Source organism: Synechocystis sp. PCC 7509, from assembly GCF_000332075.2.
Taxonomy (GTDB): domain Bacteria; phylum Cyanobacteriota; class Cyanobacteriia; order Cyanobacteriales; family Chroococcidiopsidaceae; genus Aliterella.
Genome location: NZ_ALVU02000001.1, coordinates 2,939,856 through 2,959,083, shown reverse-complemented (window position 1 = coordinate 2,959,083; position 19,228 = coordinate 2,939,856). Strand labels below are relative to the sequence as shown.

Below are 19,228 nucleotides of genomic sequence, written 5' to 3'. Positions count from 1 at the left end.
TGACTAGACATGAGTATATGGATAACGATCTATTGACTTTTCTTGGGGGTGCGGGGTTGTTAATTGGTTATCTGCTATTATCTGCTGCTACAGAAATGGGGACTAAGTTACCGTGGAAAAAATAGTAATCTAAGTAATTTTTAGCAACAATGCCTAAACTCCAGAAAAAGACGCTATCTGTTGAGCCAGGAACATTATTTATCGTCATTTGCGCTCTTTTACTTTTACCATTGCTGCTGACTGGTTTTTTTTCGCAATGATTGGCAATTACAGGTATTGGTTATGTCAGATATATCTTTAGGAAGTCGCTATAATTCCCTCATCGATCGCATTGTACAGACTACTTTAAAAGGTCAAATAAGCTCTAAAGAGCAGGTTTATCAATTACTGCGTCAAGAAGTAGAACTAGGTACAGGAGAACTATTTGAGCGCTCTTTGTCTCAACAAATTCAAACTGCCGAGCAACAAAATAGCCAAACTGACGAATTAAAGCAAGCAAAAGCAATGCGTAGCCTCCGCGCCCTCAAAACTATTCAAGGCGAGTGGGAGCGCGTGCAGAAGGATTTAGCCGTTTCTAGTACCCTAAATGCTGGCTTAGAAACGATAATTGCCGCCCAGAAGGACGAAGCTCTTGGTGCTTTGCTAAAACTAATTGACCCCAATCGCAACCCAGCTTTGACTCTTAGCCAAATTCAGCAATTAGCTAAAAGTCTGCAACAGACAGATAGAGAAGAATTTAACCAATTAGCTCAAGGTTTAACTTCCGGAATAGCCTCTTGGCAACAGTTACAAGAGTATTTAATTAGCTGGATGTACGACAACCGCGAACCACTAGGCTTTGTAGGTGTACCCGGACAAAAAGGCCCTTGGAGTGTATGGGCAAAACAAACAAATAGTCCCTTAATGCGATCGCTTTTTAATACCTTAGCATTACAACAGCCCATAGATGAATGGATTTCAAAGCAAAACGATATCAGTTTAAGCGCTTGGGTAGAACTTGCTGTAACCATGCAATGCTTGCAACAAGGCTTAGTCGCTTGGTTCAACAAACAGGCTTACAATGCCAAAGCTGGGGCTAATTTAGCTTTTTCTACCTTTTTGACTTTTGCCTCTATTTGGTCGCAACTAGCTAATGGTTTGCAAAAATCATCAATTTCTAGCAATTATCTAGATAGCTGTTTTCAAATTACCTTGCAAATTCTCCGCACTTTTGCCCAAACGAAAGATTTTCCTCTTTATGGGGGGATTTTTGCTTTACTTAGTGGCGATCGCTTACGTTTTACTTTAAGCTATTTTGACGAACCCTTAAGGCAAGTTGAAGGTACGCAAGAAAAAGCGCGAATTTTAACTTTACTTGGCTATTCTCTCCAAGCTTTGGGACAAATAGAACCAGCAAAAGCTTTTGCCCAGCAAGCAATGGAAATTGCTCAAACCCAAGGCGATATTCCTTGTGAAATTGCCAATCTCAATCATCTTAGTCGCGCTTGCGTTACCCAAAAAGATTATCAAAGCGCCATTAATTACAGCCAACGAGCGTTAATTTTGGCTCGTCAATCTGGGGAGAAATTAGGAGAAGCCAATGCTTTAACAAATCTTGGCTACAGCCAAGTATTTCAAGCGCAGCAACTCCAAAGCGAACTAGAAGTATACGAAAGTGCTATTCAATATCTCCAGCAAGGATTAGAATTATCCCAACGCTTAGGAGACTTACAGAGTCAGGCTTTATGCTGTAGCAGTTTAGGCGTAGCTTATCTGGTGCTTTCTCAACCTCAAAGTGCTATTCCTTTTTTAGAACAGGCTTTACAATCTGCGCGAATTTCGGGGGATTTATACCTGCAAGGACAAAACTTTGCTTCCTTAGCCTCTGCTTACTACAGCACTCAAAATATAGAAATGGCAATGACTGCGGGAAGTTTGGGAATGTATTTATTAGAGCAAATTGGCTCGGAGCAATGGCGACAATCGGCGGGATTATTGACGATTTTGCAAGGACAAATTGGCGAAGTAGCTTTTCAAGCAATGCTTAAGCAATGCAAGGCGCAAATTATTCAAGTCATTGGTGTAGATGGGTACGATTATCTAAGCGAACTACTAAAACAATATCAAAACTCTCTTTAGAGCCGTTTCGACTTTTAGATACGTAAGCTAGTTAATTGCGAACTGAGATATTTTCCCCATTCGGCGGCGAGGGGAATTTCTGTAAAAGGAACGCGCACCGAGGGTATGGGTTGAGCAAAACTAAATTCTAACGCTACTTTTCGCCCTTTACTGGGTGGCAATTCTATATCTACTAAGCGATCGTCTACTACTAAGTTAATTGATTGGACATCATTTAAGGAAAAAGTTGATTGATTGATTGTCCCAGTTCTCGTGGGTTTTCCCCAAGTCAAATTGTTACCTTTTTTAGCTAGAACAGCGTAAATATCATACTTAGATTTTTCAAATTCCGCCTCTGCCGCCCAACGCCGATAAGCTTCAACTTTTTGGTATTCGTTCCAGCCTAAGCCGGCTAACCATACAAATACCAATAATAACGATAGCCATACTAAACCACTTGCCATTTAATTTCCTGCTATAAATTTGTGTATAAATACGAGATTATAAATTTGTTGTAACTATTTTCATAAATCATTCCCAATCAAGAGCCTATAGGTTATTTTGGTCAGTATAATAACGCCACTATATGTTGATATGAAAAGGGTTCTCCTATTGTGCTTGTTTTTAGTTGGGATAAGTTTCGCCCTATTTAATTTTAAAGGGCTGGCAAATCTAGGTAATTTTGAGTCAATTGTGCTGGATTTTCGGGAAGACATACCTGCGACGGAAATCACCAAGCAAATTAATCAGGTTTATAGCCAATTTAATTTTACACCGCAACTTAATAGTGCCTTTTCGGTAAGCGATCGCGTATATGTAGTTAAAGGCGATCGCAATACGCTAAAAAGTTTAAAAAAGTCTAATCTAGCCAAAAACACCGAATATATAGAGCCAAATTACATTTACACGGCTTTAGTTGCTCCCAACGACCCTGACTATAGCAAACAGTGGAACTTGCGTAGTATCAATATCGAATCTGCCTGGACTGAAACTAAAGGTAAAGATGTCACTGTTGCTGTAATCGATACAGGTATCAGCCGTGTACCAGACTTAAAAGATACAACTTTTGTTGAGGGCTACGATTTTGTAAACGATCGCACCGTTGCCGATGATGATAACGGACATGGTACGCACGTAGCGGGAACTGTTGCCCAGTCTACTAATAACGGCTATGGTGTCGCGGGTGTTGCCTACGAAGCTAGTTTAATGCCCCTAAAAGTATTAAGTAGTTACGGTGGCGGCACTGTCGCCGATATTGCCGAAGCGATTAAATTTGCAGCAGATAACGGCGCTGATGTAATTAATATGAGCTTGGGCGGCGGTGGTGAAAGCCAAATAATGAAGGAAGCCATAGATTACGCCTACGGTAAAGGTGTCGTAATTGTAGCGGCGGCAGGAAATGAAAATCAAAATTCCGCTTCTTATCCCGCTCGTTATCCCCACGTTATCGCCGTAGCCGCCTACGATGCCGCAAGTATAAAAGCTCCCTACTCTAACTTTGGCGCGGGGGTAGATATTTCCGCTCCTGGGGGTAGCGATGCTGGCAAGATTTTACAAGACACTATCGACCCAGAAACGGGCGTAGCATCGATTCAGGGCTTTCAAGGTACAAGCATGGCAGCGCCTCACGTAGCAGGGGTTGCAGCTTTAATTAGAGCCTCTGGAGTCACGCCACCAGAGGAAGTATTGGAGGTTTTACAAAAGTCTTCGAGAGGTATTCAAGAAGATGGTTTGAATTACTACGGTGCAGGACAATTAGATGCCGCCGCCGCCGTCAAACTAGCTCAAGCCGGAAAAATTAGCTTTCCCCACTTCTTTCGCTGGTTGCGCGAAAATGGCTACCTTAGTTTACGCTTTTGGATTGATGGCGGTGCGATCGCTCTATTACCTAAAATTGCCATGGTACTTGGCTCTTACTTACTAGCATGGTTTTTAGGCGCTTACTTTCCTTTTGCCTGGAGTTGGGCTTTAAGTAGCGGTTTAATTGCGGGAAGTTCGGGTTTATTTTTCCTGCGCGGTTTGTACGTTTACGATTTACCTCAATGGCCCTTCCGCGTATTGGGTAGCTCTATTCCCGAATTAGGTAATGCTTTAACTGGCGATAGCGTCCTCAATCCTCTATTTGCCAGTGTATTAATTCCTGTTGCCTTAATTGCTTTATTTCTTGGACATCCTAGCTGGAAATGGTTTGCTATTGGTACATCGCTCGGAGTTGCTAGTTGCTTGCTTGTCAGCGCGGTAGTTACGCCGGATATATGGTGGTTGGGAGAAGGCTTTATTGCCCGTACTTTCTTAATTGGCAACGCTGCTCTTTGTTATGGACTAGCATGGTTAGCGATGAAGGGAGAAACTAAAACAGCATGAGTATTAATGTCACTGGGACAATTGAACGCAAAGAAATGGGTACGGGGACTTGGGCGCTCGTTGCCGACAATGGTACTACTTACGAAATCCTGAGAGGGGCGAGTAAAGACTTACTCAAACCCGGACAAAAAGTAAGCGTTGTTGGACAGGTTAAAGAAGATATCATGACTTTTGCCATGATAGGTCCTGTCCTAGAAGTACAATCTTTTAAGGTAATTAGTTAAGACTTGCTTGTTCTACCGCAGCTAAAACCCCTTGTAATTTACTTCTAAATTCACCTTTGGGATGACCGCCTTTTACTTCCCCCAATATCTGAAATTCCCCTTCAGGAGAATCGCAGACAAGGTAAGTCGGCCATCCCATTTCGGCTTTATCGGGGTATTGGCTAAGTAGTATTTTGCGATATTTGCGGTAAGTTGCCGTATCTTGCATTTTGACATCAATAAACTGTAAACCTAGTTCTTCGCTGACTTTTTGGTCGTAGAAGGACATTTTGTGACAGATACCGCAGTCTTCGGAAGAAAATTTAATTAGCGATCGCATTATCATTACTCCATCATCTAAATCTAACCCTAGTTTACCTTTGCGCTACAACACAATCAGGCGATTTTAGTGTAGACAATGGTGGCATCAGCGCCACTACATGAGGTACGGGACGGGGAATATAACCAACTAATGATTCTCCCTTATAAGCCAAGGATGTACTAGCCCCAGAATCTAGCATCACCGCATCTCTTAATCCAGCTTTAGCTAGGGCGCTTCCCAAAGATACCGAATCAATCGGATCGTTAGATACCCCAACTGTTGGCTGTCCTGCTTGATTAATTCCCCAAAAAGCCCGATGGCGAATGGCATCATAATCAAACAAACTCCCAAAAGTTTCAGCCCTTTGGGGTTGATTGTCCTTAACTAGCCAAGCGGCGGCGACAAAAGCATCCGTAACATTAGGCATTGCTGCTTCTATGCCCTCTAAGGTGTTGTGTAAAGAAGGCTCAAAACCAATAAATCTTGCGCTTTGCGGACTAATTAACACTAAAGGTCGCCCCTTTAATTTAGGAGTTTCCCCCCGATAACCAGGAATAAATTTATTATTTATTTGGCTCAATACTGGCCCAATCATTACATTTGAGTCTAAGAACTTTAAGGAGAAAAAACCGCCATCAACGGCGGCTACAGCCTCAGTTCCTGCGATGATTTCTGGTACTTGGTAGCGGCTTTTGGCGTGGATAGTAACAGGTTTCCCTCCAGAAATTAGCGTGAAATTGGTTTCGTCAATAATTGTTTTATTTACTTGCACTTCGGAAGTGAAGTCAAACCCACCACCCCAAAAATTAGGTAGTTTTGCCCCTCCCCAAGCTTGAGAAATAGGGCTTGCTTCTACGTCTACTAAGGCTTGTGCCAACCTCGATTGTCCAAAACGAGAAATCGCCACCAGACTTTCCGATTCTCCTGCAAAGCGCTCGTCGGTATCGCTCATCGTCAGCGCTGAACGATAGCCAGCTTTTTCTACAAACTTTGCTACCCTTTGGTCATACTTTCCTTCGGGATACGTAAAGTAATCAATCTTAATTCCTAGCTGGGCTTCGAGGGTTTGTTTTGATTGCTCAATTTCTATTTTTAGCTGGTCATCAGCCAATGCCCTTAAGTCTTTTGGGTGAGTTACGCTATGAGATGCGATTGTTATTAAGGGATTGGCAGCCATTTCTTTTAGCTGTTCCCAATTTACATGAGTTCTACCCGTATCCTTGCCCATGTTCGAGGTATACACCGAAAAAACTGCTGGATAGCCGTACTTTTTTAACAAAGGATAAGCATACTCGTAATGACCGCCGTAGCCATCATCAAAAGTCAACATAATTGGTTTTTCTGGTAGGGGTAAACCTGTACGTAAATGATTTACTAGCTGGTCGTAACTAATCGGCGTTAAGCCTTGGGCTTTAATTAAACTTAAATGCTGTTCGAGTTCTTTAACTGTGACATCAAAAAATACTTCTTTTTCCGGTAAGATGTCGTGATACATAAATACCGGAACTTTTGCCTTAGTTGCGCGATCGCTAATTTTTGGCCAAATACTAGGGTTAAAGTAGGCAGCTAATTGAGGTGCTAAATTGTGATTCATTGTTTGGAAGATTGTTTCTACTCCACCGACCCAACTAGCTACTTGTACAAGCCTGTTGACGGCGGTAGTCAAACCAACTTTGTCAGAATTTAGGAGAGTTGTACAAAGGCGATCGCTCGATTTTGTTTCTGGTAAGTCCGACGCTAAAGCATTAGCTTGCCAAGTCGGAAGTATTAATAAAGCTAAAGGTAATATTTTTTTAAATTGTTTAATTATTAAATTTGAAAGAACCGTTGATTTATCTTTGTGCTTAATACACAGCATAGTATTTATTAAATAAATAGTTTTCCAATTAGTATTTTTTAGCAACGCTCAGATAACCAACTACAGGATAGTAGTGTTTGATTAAAATAGCAATAGCAGCTAATTAAAATCTCAATAAGAAAACCTTAAATAAAGCTAATTTAACTTACCATAGTTGTTATTAAATTAGCTTTATTAATTAAATATAGAAACTAAGATTCTACTGACCAAATTCAAGTCTTGCTTGCTCTACCAGTTCTACAGTAACAACTTCCACCCCCGCCGTACGAGCTAGATGTTGAATCCGCACTGTTGCTTGAGGACGGACAAAAAAGGGAATTTTTTTTAGCATAGCTAAAGCCGATGGTGTCCATTGCAGATCGTTGGTAAGAGGGGAGTCGTTCATAGTGCTATAATCCACAAACAATTTAGTGAAGATGACTTTGAATAATGCTATCAATCGTAGCGGCAATATTTTCTTGAGCTAGATCCGATTGTGTCAGATAAAAGCGATCGTAGCGTTCATCTAGATCGAAAGCTTCATTAAACCAACCTTTAAAACCCCGCGCTCGTTTATCAATTTGAAGCAATACTTCTAACTTCTCTGGACTTAAACAAAAAATTACTTCCAATTCATCTAAGTGACGGCGGTATTTGCCTGTAGGTCGAAACTCAAACTCTTGGACAAAGGGGTAAGACCTATGAAAGTGAGTAGTATACTCGCAATCTACTTCCTGTAACCGAAAACCAAGGTTTTCTACTGCTTCTAGCACTCCTTGCATTAATGGGTGTGGCTGCACTTTAAGTTCATCTCGATCTCTAGGATTAACCGCACTTTTAATATCTAATCCTGTTTGTAAGTAGACAGGCTGACGACCCATAGTTAAGGGTGTTTCGTAAGGTAATTGCAGGGAAAAGGAAATTACTTTTTTTTCTTTTGTTTGCAAAAGGAAACGCTCCGATAGAAGATATTTGATAAGTATGCACTCCTCATGAATAGTCCGTTCTTCATCATTTTGTTTATACTCGCGCTCGTACTCTGTGGCAACTTTTAAATAAATATCGTCAATTTCCTGCGCTACATCACCACCACTAATATGAACTTCACCCTCAAGGGTTTCTCCCGGAACGAGGGAATTTTGGAATAGATGAGTATCTACTTGCGCCGCACCGATACCTACACGAGCTAAAAGCTTTTTAAATACAGACATTTAATTAATCCTTAAGGCTATTGATTTAATATTTGCAAGCAATCTCTTTACTATTATTAATACAGTGGGTTTAAACTATTATTCGGAAAGTTTTTAAATGTTTTCAAAAAAAAGCTCCTGTTTTTACACAGAAGCTTTTTAACTATTTTTTAATTAAGAGCGAAAAAAAGTCAGTTAGTCAATTTCGCCCATAAACATTACTGGTTCGCTTTCGCGGTTGATACCTTTTTCAAAACCAGCCACCGCCGCTCTAGCACGACCTGCGTGCCATAAGTGACCGACTAGGAAGAAGAAGAACATCACAAAGTGGAAGCAAGATAACCAAGAACGGGGAGACACGAAGTTAAACGAGTTGATCTCCGTTGCTACACCACCTACGGAGTTCAAAGAACCCAAAGGAGCGTGGGTCATGTATTCCGCCGCGCGACGAGCTTGCCAAGGCTGAATATCGTTTTTGATCTTGTCTAAGTCAAGACCGTTGGGGCCGCGTAATGGCTCTAACCAAGGAGCGCGGACATCCCAAAAACGCATGGTTTCACCACCAAAAATGATTTCACCAGTAGGCGATCGCATCAAGTATTTACCTAACCCTGTAGGCCCTTGAGCCGAACCGACGTTTGCACCCAAACGTTGGTCGCGGATTAAGAAGGTCAATGCTTGAGCTTGAGAGGCTTCTGGGCCTGTGGGTCCGTAGAATTCACTAGGATATACAGTGTTGTTAAACCAAACAAAGCAAGTAGCAATAAATGCCATCAGCGACAAAGCACCTAAGCTGTAAGAAAGATAAGCTTCTCCAGACCAGATGAAAGCGCGTCGCGCCCAAGCAAAAGGCTTAGTCAATATGTGAAAAATACCACCAGTAATTAGTAGTAAAGCTACCCAAATATGACCGCCGACTACATCTTCTAAGTTATCAACACTCGTAATTGAGCCTTCGCCACCAAAGGGCGATCGCAGCACGTAACCGAAGATAACTGCGGGGTTGAGGGTGGGGTTACTAATTACCCGTACATCACCACCACCAGGGGCCCAAGTATCGTATAGACCGCCGACAAACATAGCTTTAATTACTAGCAACAAAGCACCGCAACCTAAAATAATTAGGTGAAAGCCAATGATGCTAGTCATTTTGTTTTTATCTTTCCAGTCATAACCAAAGAAGGAAGAATATTCTTCTAAAGTATCTGGGCCGCGCACGGCATGATAAATACCGCCAAAACCAAGGACTGCGGAGGAAATTAAGTGTAGTACACCAACAACGAAGTAGGGAAAAGTGTTAATAACTTCACCACCGGCACCTACACCCCAGCCTTGAGCAGCTAAGTGAGGTAGCAAGATTAATCCTTGCTCGTACATTGGCTTTTCTGGGATAAAGTGAGCAACTTCAAATAAAGTCATTGCTCCCGCCCAGAATACAATCAAACCAGCGTGAGCGACGTGAGCGCCCAATAGCTTACCAGACAAATTAATTAATCGAGCATTGCCAGACCACCAGGCAAAACCTGATGATTCTAGGTCACGACCGCCACCCATGGCAAGATCGCGGTTTAATGAAGCATTATAGGGCGTTTCCACGTGGTAGAACCTCTTCAGGGAATTGGAATTGTTCGTGAGGCTGATCTTGAGGAGCCATCCAAGCGCGGATGCCCTCATTCAGCAAAATGTTTTTGGTGTAAAAAGTCTCAAACTCTGGATCTTCCGCCGCCCGTAATTCTTGGCTAACGAAATCGTAAGCGCGTAAGTTTAGGGCTAAACCAACTACGCCCACCGCACTCATCCACAATCCGGTTACGGGTACAAACAACATAAAGAAGTGCAACCAACGCTTGTTGGAAAAGGCAATCCCAAATATTTGCGACCAAAAACGGTTTGCCGTCACCATCGAGTAGGTTTCTTCCGCTTGAGTCGGATTGAAGGCGCGGAAAGTATTGGATTGCTCGGAATCCTCAAACAAGGTATTTTCTACGGTTGCGCCGTGAATGGCACACAATAGCGCTCCTCCTAATACTCCGGCTACTCCCATCATGTGGAAGGGGTTAAGTGTCCAGTTGTGGAATCCTTGGAAAAATAGCAAGAATCTAAATATTGCTGCTACCCCAAAGGATGGCGCGAAAAACCACGATGATTGTCCCAAGGGATACATGAGAAATACACTCACAAATACCGCAATCGGGGCGCTAAATGCTAGGGCGTTGTAAGGACGAATCCCGACCAAGCGGGCAATCTCAAACTGACGCAACATAAATCCGATTAAGGCAAAGGCTCCGTGCAGGGCGACAAATGCCCATAGTCCCCCTAGCTGACACCATCGGGTAAAGTTCCATCCAGCTTCTGGTCCCCATAAAAACAGCAAGGAGTGTCCCATGCTGTCGGCGGGGGTTGATACCGCTACGGTCAGAAAGTTTGCTCCTTCTAAGTAGGAACTAGCGATGCCGTGAGTATACCAAGAGGTGACAAAGGTTGTCCCTGTTAACCAGCCGCCTAGAGCCATGTAGGCGCAGGGGAATAGTAGGATTCCGCTCCAGCCTACAAATACAAATCTATCGCGCTTTAACCAGTCGTCTACGGTATCAAATATGCCGCGACTCGGTGCGCTACCAACTGCAATTGTCATCGATCTAAAATCCTCTCGTTTACTAAAAATTGCAACGTTTCTGAGGAATTAACATTAAGTCATTCTCAATTGCTAAAAGCTTTCGAGATTTATGAGTAGATTAAAAAAATCTTCTCTTTCGGTCTGCCTAACTGCTACTGCCAGCAAATGGTAGTCCAGTGTATCGCTGCTTAATGTTTGTTAATTTATCACATTACTTATGCTAATATCCCGATTCCCACAGTAGTTATCAGGTGTTTAGCATCCGCCTATTAATATAATTAATATCAGAAATATTTACAATTTGACACAAGTTTCTCCAGCTTTCGCCCTATTTATGCCGCTAAACTTGCAGTGAATCCTATTTTAAATACCTTTTTCAGCCAAATGAGCGTATCTACTGCTAATCCAGGTAATTCCCCGGTTGGGGATATAACATCGTCCGTCCTCCGTCAAACTATTTTGGGATCGCGCCGATTTAGCAATTACTGGTGGGCAACAGTTGTTTCTATAGGAGCTACAGGCTTTTTCTTAGCATCGCTCTCTAGTTACCTGAAAGTAAATTTTTTACCTTTTGCTAACCCCACTGAGCTAGTTTTTGTCCCCCAAGGGATTGCAATGGGTTTTTACGGTATCGCCGGATTGCTTTTAGCCTCCTACCTCTGGATGGTAATTATTTTAGATGTCGGCGGCGGTTACAACGAATTTAATACTGAAACGGGCGCTGTTAAAATCTTTCGTTGGGGATTTTTGGGGAAAAACCGTCAAATTGAAATCAACTGTAAAACTCAAGACGTGCAAGCAGTTAAGGTAGATATCAAAGAAGGGATAAATCCCCGGCGAGGCTTGTATCTGCGTGTCAAAGGTCGGCGAGACATTCCTTTATCCCGTGTGGGTCAACCGTTATCATTAACAGAACTTGAAAATCAAGCGGCGGAACTAGCGCGATTTTTGAAAGTCCAAATTGAAGGGCTATAAAATACTTAATTGAGACTGTGATTAAATAACAATGGCAATGCAGCTAAAAATTCAATCCTGTTTAATATCGTTTATACTCTTGGCGGCGATCGCCATCGGGGGATGTACGCCAAGCGATCGCGTAGCATCGGAAAATACTCCCCTAGTCTCACCAGCACAAGAGACAATCAGCACCCCAAGCTCAGAAACGCCAACATTACCTACTCAAGCAACTAGCCCACTAATGAAAGATTTACCAACCCTCACAGGCAAAGCAACGGTAGTAATGACCGTTAAAGGCGCACCAATTACGATTGAAGTTGATGGTACAAATGCGCCGATCACGGCAGGTAATTTTGTAGACCTCGTTCAAAGAGGCGTATACGATGGCTTAGTATTTCATCGCGTTGTCCGAACTCCAGAACCCTTTGTAGTTCAAGGCGGCGATCCTCAAGGCAAAGATCCTAAGTTTCCCACCGAAAGATTAGGTACCGGTGGTTTCATTGATCCCAATACTGGCAGCGAACGCCGGATTCCTTTAGAAATCACTCCCCAAGGAGCAAAATCTCCGCTTTATAGTGAGATTACGAGTTCGCCCCAGTTAAAGCATCTTCGTGGCGCTGTAGCAATGGCGCGATCGCAATCTCCCGATTCGGCTTCCTCTCAGTTCTACTTTGCCCTAGCAGATTTAGCTTTTTTAGATGGCAGTTACGCGGTTTTTGGCAATGTTACTAGCGGTATGGATGTAGTAGATAAAATTCAACAAGGCGATCGCATTGATTCAGCGAAAGTCACTTCTGGAGCGGAAAATTTAAAAAACGGCGGTAAGTAAAGTTAGTAGTAAAACTAATTGTTAATCAAGGCATGGCAAAACACCATGTCTTTTTTTAATCAAGTGGACAATCAAGACGTTGTTGTTACAGGTATTGGTTTAGTTTCGGCTTTGGGGAATAATTTAGCAGCTAATTGGCAGCAGCTAATAGCAGGAAATTCTGCTATTAAACTACATCAGCCTTTTCCTGAACTTCCACCGCTCCCTTTAGGTTTAATTGGCGATCAACCCATTTGTCTAAAAACTTTAACTTCCCAAGTTGTTAGCAATGCGATCGCCGATTCTGGCTTAAATATACCCTTAACTGATTGCGGTGTGGTAATTGGTTCTAGTCGCAGCTATCAAGCCTCGTGGGAATTACTAGCTAAAAAGTTTGCTCTTAATAATGAATTTGACAGCGATTGCTTAGAGATTTTGCCTCACATGAATGCGATCGCTGTAGCTAGACAAATTGGCGCGTCTCTGGTTCCCGTGCTTGCACCGATGGCAGCTTGTGCAACGGGTATTTGGTCAATTTTTCAAGCTTTTGAACTAATTAAAACCGGACGTTGTCAGCGCGTCCTCGCTGGAGCCGTTGAAGCACCAATTACACCCCTGACCCTAGCAGGATTTAAGCAAATGGGAGCAATGGCAGCAACGGGATCTTTTCCGTTTGATCACTACCGTCAGGGTTTGGTATTAGGAGAAGGTGGGGCGGTTTTGGTACTCGAATCAGCTAAGTTGGCATGGAAACGATCGGCGCGAATTTATGGACAAATTCGTGGATTTGGCTTGACAAGTGATGCTTATTATGCATCTCAACCTTCACCTCAAGGACAAAGTGCGAAGTTAGCAGTTAAGCAATGTTTAGAACGATCGCATCTCTTACCTACAGACATTGATTATATTCACGCCCACGGTACAGCAACTCAAAAAGGCGATCGCCATGAAGCTCAATTGATTGCAGATATTTTTCCCCAAAGTGTAGCTATTAGTTCGACAAAAGGCGCTACAGGTCATACTTTAGGCGCTTCGGGAGCTATAGGGGCGGCTTTTTGTTTAGAAGCATTGCAGCAACAAGTATTACCGCCTAATGTAGGCTTACAACTACCGGAATTTAATCTAAATTTAGTTACTAAATCTCGCCAAAATCAAACTAAACAAGTTTTATGTTTTAGTTTTGGCTTTGGCGGTCAAAATGCCGTTATGGCGATTTCTAAATCTGAGTAATTTGATTGCTAACTATTGAGCGATTAAACTATTTGGCGAAAATAATTTACTTTAACAATATAGCCAGAATGTTCCAAGCTTAGGAATGAAAGGGTATAAACTGCGATCGCCTACTAATTACACCATTGGAAAGATGCGAACTAAGGCGATCGTTATCTACTCTTAAATCAAGATAAAAACTTCTCAAATTGAACTTATGAGTAACGAAAAAGATACACACCGTTCAGTAAACCCTGGTGATGTAATTAGCGATAAACCAGAAAGTATTGAAGAAAAGTCAAAACAAATTGCTGTAGATTCTCCTGATATTACGGGCGATCATATTACTGTACCGACTTATTTTGTCGTTGAAGAACCAGACGGCGCAGAAAAAGCATTGCATCATGTTAAAGATGCTGAAGAAATCTCGGATGTGATTCGTCAAGCAAGAGTGGACGAAAACGGCGAACGAGTTTGGTAATTAGTAGCAGCCTTAATTTCAAAAAAGTTTTTACAATAAATGGCAGCTTGCAAGCTGCCATTTATCTTAGGACAGACTTTAATCAACGGACACTTGGGGTACGCCCATACTGTAATTAATCGCTCGTCCGTTCAAGTTATAACTGATTTGACCATTTTGTAAAAGACTACGGATAAAATGCTCTAAATCCGAGCCAATCCGCCGCAAGTTATAGTCAGTCAAATCTGCACCACTAGAGGCTTCTACAAACCCGTTAAACTTGCGATACACCTTTTGCAAAGCGTCTTCGTTCCAATTGAATTCATTATCTGGATCGACATCCAAAGTTAGAACTTGATTGCTAGGAACAAGTTCGCCATCAGTATTAACTTCTGCTGAAAAAATCCGAATATGGCGAGTTGTAGACTTGAGTAATTGCTCTTCCATAGGTAAAAATTCTTAATAAACCTTAGCACTTCACCTTATCTTAAACTATCACTCAGCCTTGGCAATCATACCCGTTTGACGAGCATAGGCAAAAATTCCCCCCGCATCAATTACAGGCTTGACATCTCCCAAGGACTGGAGTTGATACTCTTTGTTTAGAGTATGGTTAATTAGCCGATTTTGCTCAAAGTCGATTGTAACTTCTTGTCCAGTTACAAACTCGTCACACAAACGCTCTAGGGATTCCCACGGATAAAGTTCGCCTGTAGCCGTACAATTACGGAAAAATATCCGCGCGTAGGATTGAGCAATTACTGCCGCAACTCCCGCCGCACCCAAAGCAATCGGCGCGTGTTCCCGTGAAGAACCACACCCAAAATTCTCGCCCGCCACAATAATTGGATAAATTGTTTTTGTTGCGCCTGGGGCAATAAATTCACCAAAGCGATCGGGTAAACCAATCATGGCATAACTACCTAGCTTTTCATACTCGTCTGGCTTAGAGGGAACTAGCGTTAGGTACTCGGCAGGAATAATTTGGTCAGTGTCTATATTGTCATCAACAACAAAAATCACACCACGAATTGAGTTGCTCATCAAGTCTCACCTCAAGTTAAATTTTCCATTATATCTTTTTTAAAATTTTGTTATTGCTGTAAGTGAATTCACTGGATTAATTTGCTATGGCGATCGCGTTAAATACTAATTGATTTACAAGCAAATTCCGTGTAATTACTGTGGCATAATTTTGTAATTAATGAATCAATAGAAACACCTGTTCATTTGGTTTTAAGAGGTACTAATAGCTGGAAAAAACACGCGATTTTATTCTATTTGAATTTTAAAATAATTATTTTTAAGAGCAGTATCAAATAGCTCTAGCTCCTAGTTAATAACTTGACTAAAACTAGCACTATTATTGCTAAATAAGGGTTTTATCGGTGCTGTCAAAATATTTATGTTATCGAAGCAGCATCAATATATACCAGTAAACATAATAAATTAGTAATGACTGTAACCCAAGCATCTCAATAAAAGTAGCACTTTTAAAAATATTTTCAAAGACTTACAAATTCCTTACATAAGCTTTATTATATTTCCCTTTAAAAGCTGAATAATAGTAATTGTAAGCTCAATTAATGTAATTTTTGGCTGCAAACAAAATTCAGCTAGATAGTTTGATGACAATGCTATTAACCCAAAGTAAATTTGTCTAACTTGCTTGTCTTAGTTGAAATACATAAAAAGCTAAATTACTTTTGCTCTAGCCGAAAACTAATGCCCACTTGCTGCAAAATCAGGATTTATTTAAAATGAAGTCGGACAAAGCATCACTACAACAAACAAAAATAGAAGTTGGTGTATACGAGTGTGAAATACATCTGAAGTTTAGATTAATCGAAGACAAAACTGTATTTAGGAATCCGAGCGAACTACTAGACTTTCTCATTGAATCATTTATCATTGGTGCAGACGACTATCTCGAACCACTACAATCGCTAGTTAAGACTCAAGAAATCTCAGAAGTTGAAGCTTCGCCCCAAATGCGCCGCCAGCTAATGCGCTTGCGTAACTCCTCCGAGCTTGGGTAAGGAGCAGCCAAAAAAGTATTTCTTATATTTAGCCAATTTAGTGTTGACACCAGCGCGTAAATTTATTATATTTGTAAAAGTGCAAGTTTGAGGCCCCCATCGTCTAGAGGCCTAGGACACCTCCCTTTCACGGAGGCGACGGGGATTCGAATTCCCCTGGGGGTATAAAAAATAGGGTGCTGTATCTAAGATACAGCACCCTATTTAATTATAAAATTCGCAGTTTAAATTAGCGATTACCAATAGTTCCATACAAATTATTGACTCGTTGACGAATTGCCAACAAATTTAGACGCAAGTCATTAGCTAAACGACGTTCAATAATTGATATTGGCATTGTCCGCTTGGGTAAAACACATACTGTATAAAAAAGATTAGTGACAATTTGCGGTGACAGAGTGTCGGGTTGTAACCGCCAAGTCCCAGAGAAAGCTTTTAAGTCACCTTCTACTAAATTGAAGTGTATCTCATGAGGAAATTGTTCCTCTAAGTCTAAAACTACACGCGCTGAAAAGTTAAACCGCAGTAGGCGTTGCGTCCCAACTTGTTCTAAGCGAATACCCCCGGTTGGATGCTCTAAGCGCTGACTAATAGATAAATTGGGAATAAAGTCAGCTAAAGCTTCATAATCTGTCAATACTTGCCAAATTGGTTCAATAGCTTGAGAAATGGGAATTTTGGCAGAGATTTGTCTTTGTCTTGCTGACACTTGCTCTATTTGAACGTCTACCGTATCGAGTAACGATGATAGTTCTTGGGGAGGTAAACTAGATAGAATTCCAATATCAGCAGTTTCATCGCTAGATAAATCGGATGTTGATTCAAAGTTTGGTTGTTTAGTCACAAAAGTTTAGAAGTTTTTTAATTAGGTACAGGTAGCTGAGGTAAAGTGAGAGTGAAACAAACCCAAGCAGAGGATGACTGCTCAATCGGTGTACTAGCAACTTCAATAGTTCCATTTAAGTGCTGTACTAAACTTTTGACAAGAGCTAACCCTAAACCCGTACCTTTAATAGCTTTGTCTGTAACTCCATGACCGCGACGAAATTTATCAAAAATATCAGTAGCATTTTCTGGAGCGATTGCTGCTCCAATATTAGTAACACTAATGATAATGCGATCGCCTTGTTGAATAGCTCGTACACTTACATTAGTATCAGAGTCTGCATATTTTCCGGCATTAGTCAATAATTCATGCAGTATGCGATCGAAACTATCTGCATCAGTTTGTAAACTTAGAGGTCTTTCCGGTAAAGTTACTGTAATATTCAATCCCCTTTGTGACCAGGTTTCGGTATGAATTTGAACTAAGTCATTCAGCTTTGAGCTAATTTTAATAATTTGTAGATTAAGCGGAGTTTGATTAGATTCTAGCTTTTGTAACCTAAGCAAATCGGTAACTAAGTTTATTTCTTGAGTACATTGCTGTTCTAAGATATCTAAATATTTTGATTTGCGCTCTACAGAAATTCCTGGTGTACGCAACATCCGAATAGCTAAATTCATGCTAGTTAAAGGAGTACGCAACTCGTGGCTAATTGTATCGATAAACTCATCTTTTATCTTATTCATTTGCCTTAACTGATCGATTTGTTGCCGAGTTTTTTCGTATAATTTTGATTGTACTTCTAAGCTACGTTGCAGTTGAGCAGTACGTTCTTCTACAAGATTTTGGACTTGGCGCAGCGTTTGGTTTTGAATAATTGCTGTACTGACTTGAACGCTGACCAACTCTAATAAGGCTAATTCTTCGGGTTTCCATGTCCGAGAGTAAGAATTTTGCATTAATAAAAATCCAAATACAGTTCCTTGATTTTCTAGAGGAAACATTAGTACAGAAGGCAAATTGATAATATTTAAAACTGGATTAATTTTAGATTGATGCTTGTTAATCTCAATATCGTTATTAAAATTAGAAATAAATGGTTCTGGAGCGTTTATTAATGCCTGTTGACATAAAAAACATTCACTCAACCAAAAAGTTTTATTTAAAGTGCTTGAATCATCGCATAATTGATCTGAAAAATTAATTATATTAATAGGCGTAGGTGAACCAAAATTATTTTTGCATTCAGAGATAACAGTAATTTTAGCTTTGGGAATAATGTGTTTAGGACGATTTTTAAAAAGTAAATCGCTATATTTTAAAGTAATAATTAAGCCTCGCTCCACTTGCAGAGACTGAGATGTTCCAGAGATTGCTAATTGAAGAATTTGGTCTAAATCTAACGTGTTTCGGCTTGCCATAGTTAGCTGGTTGACCGCATTTTGATACTGAGTAGAGGTGTGTACAAACTGTTTTAACGAGGCGATCGAATTAGCTTGGCTAATTTGCTCTAAGACGATAGGTAAAGATTCGGCGGCTTTTTGAACGCGCTCTTGCTCGTAATCGCTCCACTGGTAAGGATGAAGTCGCCATAAAGTAATTAATCCGTTTTGCTTGCCTTGAAAACAAATTGGGATGCTTAAAACCGACTGAAAAGGCAAAGGTTTGTTTTGGGATGGAGTCAAATACTCTGTTTCCGTAGTTTGCAAGCGCTCAATTGCAATTAACTCGGATTGATTTGGGAGTAAAGCTATAAGTTCCCTCGATTGCCATTGTTGTAATACTGTTACAAACTCTTCCTTATACCAATAACCAATTTGGTGAGGCTGTCCATCTTCATCTATAACTGTAGTTAAGCAGCCATCTACGCCAAAGGATTCTGCCAACGTTTGGGAAATTTGTTGTAGCATTGTTTCTGTGTCGGAGCTATGCACAACGATTTGATTAATTTTTTGACCTAACGATTGGGAATCTTCTTGACTGTGCATTAACTTAATTAGTGATTTTTGTAAGGAATCTAATTGATTCAAACAATTTATTGATTGTTGTAAAGATTGTGTTACAAAAAACGAATCTGGTGATGATATATCAATATTTTTTGAAGATATCGCTGGATTATTGCTTTTAATAGAGTAGGTTACAGTCGACTTTTTGTTTATAGTTATTTTTTGTTGAACACGCTTTCTCATTTATATTATCTCTCTGTCCACGTTCGCAATCAAATTAAATTAAAGTGTTATGAATTAAAAAATTAAATTAGCAATAATACCTCAATATAATTTCAGCTATCTATGTTCTA

20 protein-coding genes and 1 tRNA gene are annotated in these 19,228 nt (G+C 40.8%); 9 read left to right on the top strand and 12 right to left on the bottom strand.

Annotated elements, in window-relative coordinates; translation table 11 throughout:
* Positions 1-67: 67 nt before the first annotated feature.
* A complete protein-coding gene (locus SYN7509_RS30485; protein ID WP_009630833.1) occupies positions 68-208 on the bottom strand; it encodes a hypothetical protein in 141 nt (46 codons plus the stop codon).
* A 74-nt stretch (positions 209-282) separates the two neighbouring features.
* Between SYN7509_RS30485 and SYN7509_RS0214770 the strand changes: the two genes are divergently transcribed.
* The gene (locus SYN7509_RS0214770; RefSeq protein ID WP_009630832.1) at positions 283-2,118 is read left to right on the top strand and encodes a tetratricopeptide repeat protein; all 1,836 of its coding nucleotides are present in this window, start codon (positions 283-285) and stop codon (positions 2,116-2,118) included.
* A 14-nt stretch (positions 2,119-2,132) separates the two neighbouring features.
* Here the strand turns inward: SYN7509_RS0214770 and SYN7509_RS0214765 are convergent, their stop codons facing one another.
* Positions 2,133-2,561: a hypothetical protein gene (locus SYN7509_RS0214765; RefSeq protein ID WP_009630831.1), complete on the bottom strand. Its 429-nt coding sequence runs from the start codon at positions 2,559-2,561 to the stop codon at positions 2,133-2,135.
* A 229-nt stretch (positions 2,562-2,790) separates the two neighbouring features.
* Here SYN7509_RS0214765 and SYN7509_RS0214760 point away from each other — a divergent pair, with 229 nt between their 5' ends.
* Both SYN7509_RS0214760 and SYN7509_RS0214755 read left to right on the top strand, forming a co-directional pair.
* On the top strand, positions 2,791-4,461 hold the full coding sequence (locus tag SYN7509_RS0214760; protein WP_227501503.1) for a S8 family peptidase: 1,671 nt from the start codon (positions 2,791-2,793) through the stop codon (positions 4,459-4,461).
* Positions 4,458-4,685, top strand: coding sequence for a hypothetical protein (locus SYN7509_RS0214755; protein ID WP_009630829.1), 228 nt, complete (start codon positions 4,458-4,460; stop codon positions 4,683-4,685). The genes SYN7509_RS0214760 and SYN7509_RS0214755 overlap by 4 nt, the downstream gene beginning before the upstream one ends.
* Here the strand turns inward: SYN7509_RS0214755 and SYN7509_RS0214750 are convergent.
* From SYN7509_RS0214750 to psbD, 6 genes are all read right to left on the bottom strand, one after another.
* The gene (locus tag SYN7509_RS0214750) at positions 4,678-5,004 is read right to left on the bottom strand and encodes a hypothetical protein (RefSeq protein WP_009630828.1); all 327 of its coding nucleotides are present in this window, start codon (positions 5,002-5,004) and stop codon (positions 4,678-4,680) included. The genes SYN7509_RS0214755 and SYN7509_RS0214750 overlap by 8 nt on opposite strands.
* Before the next feature lie 34 nt (positions 5,005-5,038).
* Positions 5,039-6,844 (bottom strand): polysaccharide deacetylase family protein, encoded by a 1,806-nt coding sequence (locus SYN7509_RS0214745; protein ID WP_009630827.1) that lies wholly within the window; start codon positions 6,842-6,844, stop codon positions 5,039-5,041.
* 199 nt (positions 6,845-7,043) lie between these two features.
* Entirely contained in the window at positions 7,044-7,229 is a 186-nt protein-coding gene (locus SYN7509_RS0214740; protein ID WP_009630826.1) for a PCP reductase family protein, read from the bottom strand.
* Between the two features lie 22 nt (positions 7,230-7,251).
* Positions 7,252-8,034: a sporulation protein gene (locus tag SYN7509_RS0214735; RefSeq protein ID WP_009630825.1), complete on the bottom strand. Its 783-nt coding sequence runs from the start codon at positions 8,032-8,034 to the stop codon at positions 7,252-7,254.
* Between the two features lie 174 nt (positions 8,035-8,208).
* Positions 8,209-9,567 carry a photosystem II reaction center protein CP43 gene (gene psbC, locus SYN7509_RS0214730; RefSeq protein WP_038021742.1) on the bottom strand — a complete coding sequence of 453 codons (1,359 nt, stop codon included), beginning with the start codon at positions 9,565-9,567 and terminating at the stop codon, positions 8,209-8,211.
* A gap of 25 nt (positions 9,568-9,592) precedes the next feature.
* A complete protein-coding gene (gene psbD / locus SYN7509_RS0214725; protein ID WP_028954285.1) occupies positions 9,593-10,648 on the bottom strand; it encodes a photosystem II D2 protein (photosystem q(a) protein) in 1,056 nt (351 codons plus the stop codon).
* Positions 10,649-11,014: 366 nt separating this feature from the next.
* On the opposite strand from psbD, the gene SYN7509_RS0214720 reads away from it, so the two are divergent.
* From SYN7509_RS0214720 to SYN7509_RS0214705, 4 genes are all read left to right on the top strand, one after another.
* Positions 11,015-11,605, top strand: coding sequence for a photosystem I assembly protein Ycf4 (locus SYN7509_RS0214720; protein WP_009630570.1), 591 nt, complete (start codon positions 11,015-11,017; stop codon positions 11,603-11,605).
* A gap of 31 nt (positions 11,606-11,636) precedes the next feature.
* Positions 11,637-12,416, top strand: coding sequence for a peptidylprolyl isomerase (locus SYN7509_RS0214715; protein WP_009630569.1), 780 nt, complete (start codon positions 11,637-11,639; stop codon positions 12,414-12,416).
* A gap of 45 nt (positions 12,417-12,461) precedes the next feature.
* The gene (locus SYN7509_RS0214710) at positions 12,462-13,625 is read left to right on the top strand and encodes a beta-ketoacyl-ACP synthase (RefSeq protein ID WP_009630568.1); all 1,164 of its coding nucleotides are present in this window, start codon (positions 12,462-12,464) and stop codon (positions 13,623-13,625) included.
* Between the two features lie 196 nt (positions 13,626-13,821).
* Positions 13,822-14,085 (top strand): hypothetical protein, encoded by a 264-nt coding sequence (locus SYN7509_RS0214705; RefSeq protein WP_009630567.1) that lies wholly within the window; start codon positions 13,822-13,824, stop codon positions 14,083-14,085.
* A 78-nt stretch (positions 14,086-14,163) separates the two neighbouring features.
* Here SYN7509_RS0214705 and SYN7509_RS0214700 read toward each other — a convergent pair whose 3' ends face one another.
* Both SYN7509_RS0214700 and SYN7509_RS0214695 read right to left on the bottom strand, forming a co-directional pair.
* Positions 14,164-14,511: an NAD(P)H-quinone oxidoreductase subunit M gene (locus tag SYN7509_RS0214700; protein WP_009630566.1), complete on the bottom strand. Its 348-nt coding sequence runs from the start codon at positions 14,509-14,511 to the stop codon at positions 14,164-14,166.
* A 48-nt stretch (positions 14,512-14,559) separates the two neighbouring features.
* Complete coding sequence (locus tag SYN7509_RS0214695; RefSeq protein ID WP_009630565.1) at positions 14,560-15,108, bottom strand: LeuD/DmdB family oxidoreductase small subunit; 549 nt, start codon at positions 15,106-15,108, stop codon at positions 14,560-14,562.
* Positions 15,109-15,824: 716 nt separating this feature from the next.
* Here SYN7509_RS0214695 and SYN7509_RS0214690 point away from each other — a divergent pair.
* Both SYN7509_RS0214690 and SYN7509_RS0214685 read left to right on the top strand, forming a co-directional pair.
* A complete protein-coding gene (locus tag SYN7509_RS0214690) occupies positions 15,825-16,103 on the top strand; it encodes an Npun_R1517 family heterocyst differentiation transcriptional regulator (RefSeq protein WP_009630564.1) in 279 nt (92 codons plus the stop codon).
* A 92-nt stretch (positions 16,104-16,195) separates the two neighbouring features.
* Positions 16,196-16,268, top strand: a tRNA-Glu gene (locus SYN7509_RS0214685).
* A gap of 64 nt (positions 16,269-16,332) precedes the next feature.
* Here SYN7509_RS0214685 and SYN7509_RS0214680 read toward each other — a convergent pair.
* A complete protein-coding gene (locus tag SYN7509_RS0214680) occupies positions 16,333-16,947 on the bottom strand; it encodes an SRPBCC family protein (protein ID WP_009630563.1) in 615 nt (204 codons plus the stop codon).
* 17 nt (positions 16,948-16,964) lie between these two features.
* Positions 16,965-18,917 (bottom strand): GAF domain-containing sensor histidine kinase, encoded by a 1,953-nt coding sequence (locus SYN7509_RS0214675; RefSeq protein WP_158506157.1) that lies wholly within the window; start codon positions 18,915-18,917, stop codon positions 16,965-16,967.
* Positions 18,918-19,228 lie beyond the last annotated feature (311 nt).

Excerpts from the sequence above, each read along its gene's own strand:
- SYN7509_RS0214705 (WP_009630567.1), top strand. The coding sequence starts at position 13,822 with ATGAGTAACGAAAAAGATACACACCGTTCAGTAAACCCTGGTGATGTA.
- SYN7509_RS0214715 (WP_009630569.1), top strand. The coding sequence starts at position 11,637 with ATGGCAATGCAGCTAAAAATTCAATCCTGTTTAATATCGTTTATACTC.
- SYN7509_RS0214710 (WP_009630568.1), top strand. The coding sequence starts at position 12,462 with ATGTCTTTTTTTAATCAAGTGGACAATCAAGACGTTGTTGTTACAGGT.
- psbD (WP_028954285.1), bottom strand. The coding sequence starts at position 10,648 with ATGACAATTGCAGTTGGTAGCGCACCGAGTCGCGGCATATTTGATACC.
- SYN7509_RS0214720 (WP_009630570.1), top strand. The coding sequence starts at position 11,015 with ATGAGCGTATCTACTGCTAATCCAGGTAATTCCCCGGTTGGGGATATA.
- SYN7509_RS30485 (WP_009630833.1), bottom strand. The coding sequence starts at position 208 with ATGACGATAAATAATGTTCCTGGCTCAACAGATAGCGTCTTTTTCTGG.
- SYN7509_RS0214750 (WP_009630828.1), bottom strand. The coding sequence starts at position 5,004 with ATGCGATCGCTAATTAAATTTTCTTCCGAAGACTGCGGTATCTGTCAC.
- SYN7509_RS0214690 (WP_009630564.1), top strand. The coding sequence starts at position 15,825 with ATGAAGTCGGACAAAGCATCACTACAACAAACAAAAATAGAAGTTGGT.
- SYN7509_RS0214675 (WP_158506157.1), bottom strand. The coding sequence starts at position 18,917 with ATGCACAGTCAAGAAGATTCCCAATCGTTAGGTCAAAAAATTAATCAA.
- SYN7509_RS0214755 (WP_009630829.1), top strand. The coding sequence starts at position 4,458 with ATGAGTATTAATGTCACTGGGACAATTGAACGCAAAGAAATGGGTACG.
- SYN7509_RS0214770 (WP_009630832.1), top strand. The coding sequence starts at position 283 with ATGTCAGATATATCTTTAGGAAGTCGCTATAATTCCCTCATCGATCGC.
- SYN7509_RS0214695 (WP_009630565.1), bottom strand. The coding sequence starts at position 15,108 with ATGAGCAACTCAATTCGTGGTGTGATTTTTGTTGTTGATGACAATATA.
- SYN7509_RS0214765 (WP_009630831.1), bottom strand. The coding sequence starts at position 2,561 with ATGGCAAGTGGTTTAGTATGGCTATCGTTATTATTGGTATTTGTATGG.
- psbC (WP_038021742.1), bottom strand. The coding sequence starts at position 9,567 with ATGGGTGGCGGTCGTGACCTAGAATCATCAGGTTTTGCCTGGTGGTCT.
- SYN7509_RS0214700 (WP_009630566.1), bottom strand. The coding sequence starts at position 14,511 with ATGGAAGAGCAATTACTCAAGTCTACAACTCGCCATATTCGGATTTTT.
- SYN7509_RS0214745 (WP_009630827.1), bottom strand. The coding sequence starts at position 6,844 with ATGCTGTGTATTAAGCACAAAGATAAATCAACGGTTCTTTCAAATTTA.
- SYN7509_RS0214740 (WP_009630826.1), bottom strand. The coding sequence starts at position 7,229 with ATGAACGACTCCCCTCTTACCAACGATCTGCAATGGACACCATCGGCT.
- SYN7509_RS0214735 (WP_009630825.1), bottom strand. The coding sequence starts at position 8,034 with ATGTCTGTATTTAAAAAGCTTTTAGCTCGTGTAGGTATCGGTGCGGCG.